This is a genomic window from Herbaspirillum sp. ST 5-3, assembly GCF_004804275.1.
GTDB lineage: Bacteria > Pseudomonadota > Gammaproteobacteria > Burkholderiales > Burkholderiaceae_D > Noviherbaspirillum.
On the sequence record NZ_STGI01000017.1, the window covers coordinates 104816 to 114164 of the forward strand.

General features: G+C 58.5%; 6 protein-coding genes. All 6 read left to right on the plus strand.

The window, feature by feature from the left end; translation table 11 throughout:
- The first annotated feature begins 5 nt into the window (after nucleotides 1-5).
- Genes E6W33_RS24340 through E6W33_RS24365 form a run of 6 tightly spaced genes read left to right on the plus strand, consistent with a single transcriptional unit; the run spans nucleotide 6 to nucleotide 9237 of the window.
- Nucleotides 6-293, plus strand: coding sequence for a DUF1799 domain-containing protein (locus tag E6W33_RS24340; RefSeq protein ID WP_136419972.1), 288 nt, complete (start codon nucleotides 6-8; stop codon nucleotides 291-293).
- Complete coding sequence (locus E6W33_RS24345; RefSeq protein WP_136419973.1) at nucleotides 287-928, plus strand: DUF6441 family protein; 642 nt, start codon at nucleotides 287-289, stop codon at nucleotides 926-928. Before E6W33_RS24340 ends, E6W33_RS24345 begins: the two co-directional genes overlap by 7 nt.
- Entirely contained in the window at nucleotides 929-6022 is a 5094-nt protein-coding gene (locus E6W33_RS24350) for a DUF4214 domain-containing protein (protein WP_136419974.1), read from the plus strand.
- Nucleotides 6019-7581, plus strand: a complete 1563-nt coding sequence (locus E6W33_RS24355; protein ID WP_136419975.1) for a hypothetical protein — start codon at nucleotides 6019-6021, stop codon at nucleotides 7579-7581. The genes E6W33_RS24350 and E6W33_RS24355 overlap by 4 nt, the downstream gene beginning before the upstream one ends.
- A gap of 3 nt (nucleotides 7582-7584) precedes the next feature.
- Entirely contained in the window at nucleotides 7585-8451 is an 867-nt protein-coding gene (locus E6W33_RS24360) for a hypothetical protein (RefSeq protein ID WP_136419976.1), read from the plus strand.
- Nucleotides 8452-9237: a hypothetical protein gene (locus tag E6W33_RS24365; protein ID WP_136419977.1), complete on the plus strand. Its 786-nt coding sequence runs from the start codon at nucleotides 8452-8454 to the stop codon at nucleotides 9235-9237.
- Nucleotides 9238-9349: the final 112 nt, after the last annotated feature.

Sequence of the window (9349 nt, forward strand, 5' to 3'; positions counted from 1 at the left end):
AGCAGTTGAAGGAAAGCGGCATCCCTGATGCTGAATTGGCGGAATACCTCGGTGAGATGCCGACCTTCCAGGTGCTCCCGGAAAACTGGGAAACCGTGCGTTGGTTTCTCATCCTGGAGAACCGCTGGCTGATCGGGCCGGGCGGCGGATATATGCGGATTGACGACCAGGCCATTCACGCGCAAATGTCGCTGCGCGGCGTAACGAAGAAGCGGCGCATCGAGCTGCTGGACGGCTTGATGATCATGGAAAGGGCGGCGTTGAAACTGTTGAACGCTGACACATCATGTTGATTAAAGCCTCCGTTTCCGGACTGCTGGACCCGGCAAAACTCGACGCGTGGACGAAGCAAAAGCAGGCGGCCATACGGACCGCCGTCGGCAACGGTATGCGTAAGGCAGGCGCGCAGGTCATGCCGCAGATTCGCGCGCAAATGAGTTCTTCCTTTCGCGTCGCCAAGCCTGCCTTCGTCAAGTCGATGCGGGCCAAGCTGTACGACCGCAAGCCGGACCGCATGCCGGCGCTGCTGATCGGAAGCAAGATTCCCTGGCTTGGCATCCATGTGAAAGGCGGTGTCATTTCCGGGTCGATGCTGATTCCCTTGCTCCCGACACGCATGGGACGCAAAGCCTTCAAACGCGTGGTCGACACGGTGCTTCGAAGCGGCGCCGGTCATTTTGTCAACGTCAACGGGAAGATCATCCTGATGGCCGAATATCAGCCGGAATACGGAAAGGCCTTGAGCCGCTTCCGGCGTGAATACCGGACGAAGAACGGCGGCAAGCGGATCAAGGCGGGTACCGATGTCCCGATCGCCATCCTGATCAAGTCGGCGACCATGCGCCGGCGATTCGACCTGGGCGGCATCGTCAACACCCATCTTCATACCATTGCTGCAGAGATCCAGCAGCAGTTAAAGGCAATCTAAATGAGCGACAAAGCCGGAATTCTGATCGAGGCGCAAGACCGCACGAAAGATGCGTTCGCGTCGCTGCGGGCGAACGTGCGCGAGGCCAACACGCATCTCGAAAACCTCAAGGGCTCGGTCAGCAGCGTCACTGGCGTGCTTGGCGGGCTTGGCGTGGCTGTCTCCGCTGTCGGTGTTGCGTCGATGATCAAGAACGCGATCGACACGGCCGACAATCTGAACGACCTGACCAAGTCGACGAAGCTCTCGATCGAGCAGCTGGCAGGATTGAAGCTGGCGGCCGTCCAGTCGGGCAGCGATCTGGAAAGCGTCGCCAAGGGCGTCAACAAGCTCTCGGTCGAGATGGGCAAGAACGCCGAGAAGTTCGCCAAGATCGGCGTCACCGCCAAGGACCCGATCGAGGCGCTCAAGCAGTTATCCGACATCTTCTCGTCGATCGAGGATCCCCAGCTGCGCGCCGCGGTTGCGGCTGAAGCCCTCGGCAAACAATGGGAAGGCCTCGCACCCATCCTGGCGGAAGGTGGTGAGTCCATCGGCTCCATGGTCGAGAAGGGCGCGCGCCTGTCGAAGATTACGCAGGAGGCGGCCGACCAGGCGGACAAGTTTAACGACCAGCTCGCCGAACTGAAGATGACGTCCGACGGGTTTGCCATGTCGCTCGCCAGTGACATGCTGCCCGGGATGAATGATGCGATCGGTGCTATCCGGACTGCGTACGAGGAGTCTGGAAAGCTGCGGGCCGTGTGGGTCGCTCTGGGAGGTTTGGGCGCATTCCTGTTCACCGACGAATTTGCGAGCACTAAGGTCAAGGTCCAAAATCTGCAAAAAGAAATTGCTAACCTGGAGGACTGGAAAGAGCGTACCCGCTCCGGCTTTCTGCAAGTATGGTTATTTGGACCCGCTGATGACCTCGATGCAAAGATCGCAGCGGCCAAGGCGAAGATCCTTGACCTGCAGAAGTCCATGGAAAAACAACCGGACCAGGCCGATCCCGAGATCGAGCGCAAAAAGGCCGCGGCCGCCGCGGCGAACGCGCAACGGCTGCGCGATTTCCTTGACGGGCAAACGAAGGCAAAGGCGGCTGCCGAGGCCTACAAGAAAGAGCTGGAGGAGCAGGAGAAGCTTCTCGCGAAGCTGGCCGGTATCAACGGCGACTACATGGAGCAGTTGACCCGGCTGCAGGTCATCCGCAACAAGGGGCGCATTACCGAGCAAGAGTATGTCGAGGCGGTCAAGGAACTGATCGCCTTGCAGCCCAAGGCCAAGAAGCAGATGGAGGAGATGGAAAAGATCGGCAAGGATATCGCCGAGGCGCGCGCCGATCTCCGCCGCAAAGAGCAGGATGCCATCGACGAGTATTTCCGCTCCCAGACGGAGGGCTATAACGCGGCCGTCAAGGCCTCCAACGACGCCTTGGTAGCTGCCCAGGATGAATATGCGCAGTTTGGCATGAGCAAGAGCCAGATCGCGGCCATCACCCTGCTCAAGCTGGAATCCGCCAAGGCATCGTATCTCGAAGGATCCGAAGGCTATAGCGCGATCGAAAAGCAGATTGCAGCGCAGCGGGAGCTGATCGGGGTGTTGCAAAAGACCGAGGTGCAGCAGGCGTGGAAATCCATCTTCGATAGCATCGACCAGACCGCACATGACACCTTCGTTTCTGTTTTCGACAGCGGGAAAAATGCGTTCGATCGGCTACGCGACACGCTGAAAAACGGTCTTCTTGACTTGCTGTACCAGATGACGCTCAAGAAGTGGATTTTCTCGATCGGCGCATCCGTCAGCGGCGTGCCCGGCATCGCAAACGCCGGAGCGATGGGCCCGCTCGATTTGATTGGCAATGCCGCCGGCGCCTACAACGGACTCTCCAGCCTTGGCGGTATGGCGAATGCCGTCGGCCTGAGCGGAGCCTATAACACCGTCGCAGGCTGGTTCGGTGCCACAGGCATGGGGCTGACCGGTGCGGGTAGCATCGGCGGCGCATCGTCGCTCGCATCAATGGGGCTGGCCGGTGGCGGCATGGGTGCGCCTGTTGCAAGCACCGTCGCGACGGAAGCCGCAGGAACTTCCGGAATCCTGGGTTCCGTAGGGTCGGCGATGCCTTATCTTGCAGCCGCAGTCGCGATCTATTCAATCGCCAAATCGCTTGATCACTCGGGCACGTACCATACAGGCGCTCTCGCCGAATACAGCGCGTCTGGCGGCCTGCTGACCGGCTCAAACGGCACGCATGCAGGGCCACGCGCTGGCGACACGAACTACGGCACCGGCTTCGGCGGTGTCGATTTCAGCCAGCAAACGGCTGATTTCGTCGGTGGCATCAGCAAATCGATAGTCGGCATCCTTGACAGTACCGCATCGACGTTTGGCAAGACGGCGGGCTACACGGCTGCAACCGCGTTTGCTGACGACACGTCGAAAGACGGTGCGTGGGGCGCGCTCCTGATCTCCAAGCTCGGCGAGAAGGTTGTCGATTGGCAAGACACGCGCAACAGCTCATGGGCACCGCGCGAATTCGGCGACGGGGAAGCTGGGCGCACGCAATACCTCACCGAGCTGAGCAAATCCGTCCGTACGGCACTCGACGACATCGGCTTGCCTGGCTGGGCGCAATCGATGCTCGACAACCTTGGCAATGCGCCGGCATTGACGGATCTTGCCGCTGTCGTGGACAAGATCAATGCTGTTCAAAAGGCACTCGTCAGCATGGGCAACGTATTCGCCGGGTTCTCGAATCTGAGCGATGCGGCGGTGTCGGCCCTTGTGACCGCTTCGGGCGGCGTCGATCAGTTTGTTGCTGGCATGAGCGGTTTCTATGATGGCTATTTCAGCGAAGCAGAGAAGATCGCGAATGTGTCGGGGCGGGTATCGGATGCTCTGTCTGCTGTCGGGCTTGCCATGCCGACGACACGCGAGGAGTTCCGCTCATTGGTTGAGCAAGAGCTGGCGCTCGGTGAAGCTGGCGCGCCTGCGGTTGCCGCACTTCTGAGCGTGTCCGGCGCATTCGGAACAGTCGCCGACTATTCCAAGCAGATGGCGGACCAGTCAATTGCCGACGCGCAGCGCCAGGCAGATGAAACTGCGCGCATTCAGCAAGAAGCGCTCGCAGCATCGCAGCGCATAGCCGACCAGCGCGCCGATCTGGAGCTTCGCATCATGGAGCTTTCCGGCGACGCAGCGGGAGCCCTCGCAATCCAGCGCCAGCGTGAACTTGCCGCCATGGATGAGGCATTGCGACCGCTTCAGCAGCGCATCTATGCGCTCCAAGACATCGCCACAGCAGAACAAAACGCGCTCACAACATTTCAGGACTTCATGTCGGGCATCAACTCGACGCTCGATTCTTCACGGTCCGCACTTCAATCATCGTGGGATGATCTGAAGCGACGTGCTGGTGCCGGAGACGCTGCGCGGCAATTGCTGCAGCAGGCATATGATCGCGAGTCAGCAGAAAACGCTCGGCGCATTGCAACCGCCGATACGGCGCGGCAGGCGCTACAGCAAGCCTACGACCGCGAGTCCGCAGATAATGCCCGCCGCATTGCTGCTGCTGATACTGCGCGTCAGGCGCTGGATGCGGCAGTCAAGTCACAGTCCGACGCATTTCAAAATACGATAGATCAGTTCGACGCGTTCACAAAGTCGCTCGCCGACTTCCGCAATCAACTTGCCAGTGGCGACCTCTCTACGCTTTCGCCTGAACAAAAATACCTTCGTTCCAAGGCGGAGTTTGAACGTATTTCTGCGGCCGCCGGCTCTGGCGACGTTGAAGCGATCGGGCGTCTACAGGAATCCGCAAGCGCGTTTCTGACGGCTTCGCGCGGCTTTAACGCCAGCTCGGGAGCCTATGCATCCGATTTCGCATCAGCGGATGCCGCATTGCAGGCGGTTCAGGCGTTCACGCAGTCGAAAGCGGATGATGGGCGCGCTCAATTGGAATCGCTCAATCAGCAAGTCGCTGGCGTGCTCACTGCGTCAAATAATTCAGCACTATCGGTCGCGGAAGCAGTCGCAAATTTGCAGTCTGTGCTGCCGGATGCCCAAGCCGCACGGTTACAGCAAACAACACTCGATCAGCAAGTTGCCGGACTTCTTACAGTCAATGCCTCAGTAACGTCTGTCGAAGATGCCATCACGAACTTGCAAGCAGCATTGTCAGACGCCGACGCCGCACGGTTACAGCAAACAACACTCGATCAGCAAGTTGCCGGACTTCTTACAGTCAATGCCTCAGTAACGTCTGTCGAAGATGCCATCACGAACTTGCAAGCAGCATTGTCAGACGCCGACGCCGCACGGTTACAGCAAACAACACTCGATCAGCAAGTTGCCGGACTTCTTACAGTCAATGCCTCAGTAACGTCTGTCGAAGATGCCATCGCTAACCTGCAGGCGGTGCTGCCGGACGCCCAAGCCGCACAGCAGGAACTGAACCTGCGTCAGCAAGAAGTTAATGCGCTACTCGGTCTGAATACCGGCGTGATGTCGCTACAGTCGGCAATCGATGCCTTCCGCACGGTGCAAAACGCCGTCACGGCTGCGAACTCGAATCAGTCGGCAATCAGCGGCATGTATCGCGACATTCTCGGTCATGAGGCGGATTCCGCTGGTCTGGCGAGCTGGATGAACGTTCTCAACAGCGGTGGGACACTAGATCAAGTGCGCGCCGGCATCCAGAACTCGCCGGAAAACATGGTCCAAGACCTGTACACGTCGATTCTTGGCCGCTCCGGCACTGCAGATGAGATTCACACTTGGCAGATGCGCGCCCTTGCAGGAACGTCGATGGACGACATCCGCGCCGCATTCCTGAATTCGGACGAGTACCTGCACGGGTCACATGCCAACGGGCTCGATTATGTTCCGTTCGACGGATACCGCGCCGAACTGCATCGGGGCGAACGCGTTCAGACGGCATCGCAAGTCAAAGAGTCGGATACAAATAACCGCGAGATGGTGTCTCTGCTGCGCGAGGTCTTGATGCAGATCAGGGCAGGCAACGGCATCAGCCAAGGGCAAAACGATCGACTCGATCGCGTCGCGCAGCGTCTGTCCTCCATCGAGAATGAGAGCAGATTAGCAGGTGCGCGATGAGCGTCATTTATCTTGCGCATGTAACTGTCTACGACCCGGACACCGCGAGTGAAGTAGTCCTGCGCTATTGCTCCGGCACCGGCTTTGTCACCGGGACGAATTCTGCATATCGCCCGCCCGGGGTGGCAGCGCACGTCTACTACGAACCGCGCATCAAGCAACCGGCATCGATGCGGCGCGACTGCTTTTCGAAGGGCACGACCGGAGGCGAAAGCACGATCGGCTATGGTGAGCTGGTGCTCGTCAATTCGGATGGCGGCCTTGATGCGTTTCTGGATTACGGTCTGGACGGGCGCGAAATCGAGATCATTCGCGGGCAAATGGACCCGTGGCAGCTTCCGACATGGACGACGGTGCTACTCGGCACGATGGAGCAGCCGCGGATCTCGATCAGCGAAGTAGCTATCCGCCTGCGCGATCGTCAAGCAGAACTCGACAAGCCGATCCAGCCGAACAAGTTTGCAGGCTCCAACGTGCTGCCAGCCGGTCTGGAAGGCGTTGACGGCGACCTGAAGGGAAAGCCGAAGCCAAAAGCGTACGGGAAGGTCTACAACGTCGCGCCGCCGTGCGTGAACACGTCGAAGCTTGCATATCAGGTGAACGATGGTGCAGTAACGGACATCACGGCGGTCTATGACCGGGGCGTGGCACTGACCAAGGGCGCTGATTATGCGACAAGTGCATTGATGCTCGCCGCAGTACCTGCTGCCGGTGCCTTCATCACCTGTTTCGCAGAGGGCTATTTCATGCTCGGCAGTTCTCCGGCTGGGCAGATTACGGCGGATGTGACGCAGGGCGCGGCGGCAAGCAACCGAACGGTTGCCCAGGTGGTGAAGTCGATTCTTACCGGGCCTGGCGGAGTTTCCAGCGCCGACATTTCAGCATCGGACATTACTGATCTCGATACCGCAAATAGTGCCGAAATAGGACTGTGGGTAGACGCGGAAATGAACATCCGCTCCGCGCTCGACATGCTCACTAATTCAATTGGTGCGTGGTGGGGCGTAGATCGCACTGGTGTATTCCGCACGAAGCGCCTCGAAGCGCCGACCGGCACGCCAGTGGCGACACTGACAGGCGTTGAAATCATTCGACTCGACCGTGTTGCATCGAACGATGCGGGGGCGGGCATTCCCGCGTGGGGCTCGAAGCTCAAATACAAGCGGCATTGGACGACGCAGGATAACGATCTCGCCGGGAGCGTGACCAATGCGCGCCGCGCCGAAATCCGCGAAGAGTGGCGCACTGTTGTTGCGGAGGATGCATCAGTCAAAACGGCGCATCTGCTGGCGCAAGAGCTGGAGTTCGAAACGCTGCTGGTTGATGCAACGGCATCCGCGACCGAAAACACGCGCCGCCTCGATCTCTACAAGACGCGCCGCGACCGCTTCGAGGTGCGCGCAGGGCTGGACGATGTACTAGCAAGCAGCATTGATCTCGGCGAAGTAATCGAGATCGCTTATCCACGATTCGGACTTGATGCGGGGCGTTCGTTCGTCGTGATCGGAATGCAGCCGGATCTGCGCACCGGTATCGTTGACTTGACAGTGTGGGGATAACAAGTGGCACAAAACATCATTTTCGGCTATCCGAACCGCACCGACGAGGGCACGCTTTCGGGCGGCTCGTGGCAGGCATCGTTGCCGCTGGCGAACCTGCAAAGCCGGGTATTTGCAAAGGTGGCGCGCAGCACAGATGCAACGGAAGCATCAACTACATTCACCATCGATCTGGGCCAAGAACGCACGATCGGCGTGCTCGGACTCGTCGGGCATAACATCTCCGTTGATGGAACTGTGAGACTGCGCGGAGCGGCGACGCAGGCGGAATTGACGACCAATCCGATGTATGACTCCGGTTATGTGAACGGCTGGCCGTCCGGTATGGTTCCGCTCGATCTGCTGGAGTGGGAAGACAATAACTTTTGGCTTGGCACGCTCTCTCCGGAATCCCGCGCTGGCTATCAATCACCATTCACGCATACATTCAGCCGCACCACGACGCGCTGGTGGGAGATTGACATTAGTGACACGACGAATGCTGACGGATACCTTCAAATAGGGCGACTGTTCCTTGCTGATACCTGGCAACCGGCCTACAACATGTCCTACGGACTTAGCCTGCGCTACGAAGATCAGAGCCAGATCGAAACGAGTCTCGGCGGCGTGGACTATTTCGACGGAAAGACGAAATACCGAATCACGCGATTTGATCTCGACTGGTTGAGCGACGAGGAAGCCTATACGCGCATCGTGGAAATGCAGCGGATGCTCGGCATCTCCGGGGAATTGCTCATCGTGCCCGATCCGGATGATGTAACGAACATGCCGCGCCGCGCCTACGTTGGTCGGCTCAAAAGTATTGGAGAACTAGTGCATGACCGCTTTGGAAACTACCGCACTGCCGTCGAAGTCAAGGAGCTTATCTAAATGACGAATTCAGTCAATCTCAACGGCAATACATATACAGACGACTCGAATGCATCGACTGGTCTTGGCAATGGCGGGCATCGGACGCGCTTCATTCCCGCGTTGTCAGACTTTCTTGTGGAGGCAGCAGCGAAGATACAGGCATGCGTCGATCAAGTGGCGCTTGCACTCGGCTACAAGAACGACGCTGCGACCAGTGCCACAGCGGCAGCATCAAGCGCCGCCTCTGCCGCCAATGCTCCCGGCACCTCGGCAACCAGCACGACTAGCATTTCGGTAGGTACGGGCAGCAAGACGTTCACCATCCAGACAGGGAAATCGTTCGCTATCGGCCAGAAAGTGAACATTGCGCGTACAAGTGACCCTTCTGGCTCGTACATGTTCGGCGCGATCACCGCGCATGACAGCGCGACTGGCTCAATGACGGTCAGTGTGGTTACAACGGTGGGCACCGGAACCTATACAGATTGGACTGTCAGCCTGTCTGGCGAACGCGGTTTGAGTCTCGTTGCATGGCAGCGAAAAACGGGCGCTTACACGGCAATCTCTGGCGAGAGGATCGCGGTCGGAACGACATCTGCTGCCGTGACGATCACGCTGCCGGCATCGCCATCGGCAAACGACTTCGTTGAATTCATGGACGATGACGGCGCATTCGATACGAACAACCTGACTATTGCGCGCAACGGTCAGACGATCATGGGGGCTGCGGAGGATATGACTGTCGCCACAAATAACATCAGCTTTGGACTTCGGTTCAACGGCACGACTTGGAGAATTTATTAATGTCTACACTTGAGCAGTTTTTGTCTGGCGGCCTGCCAGTCGGCACCATCATCAATGCCGTTAATTCCATCAGTGATGCCAAGTGGCTTCGCTGCGATGGATCGGATAAAAA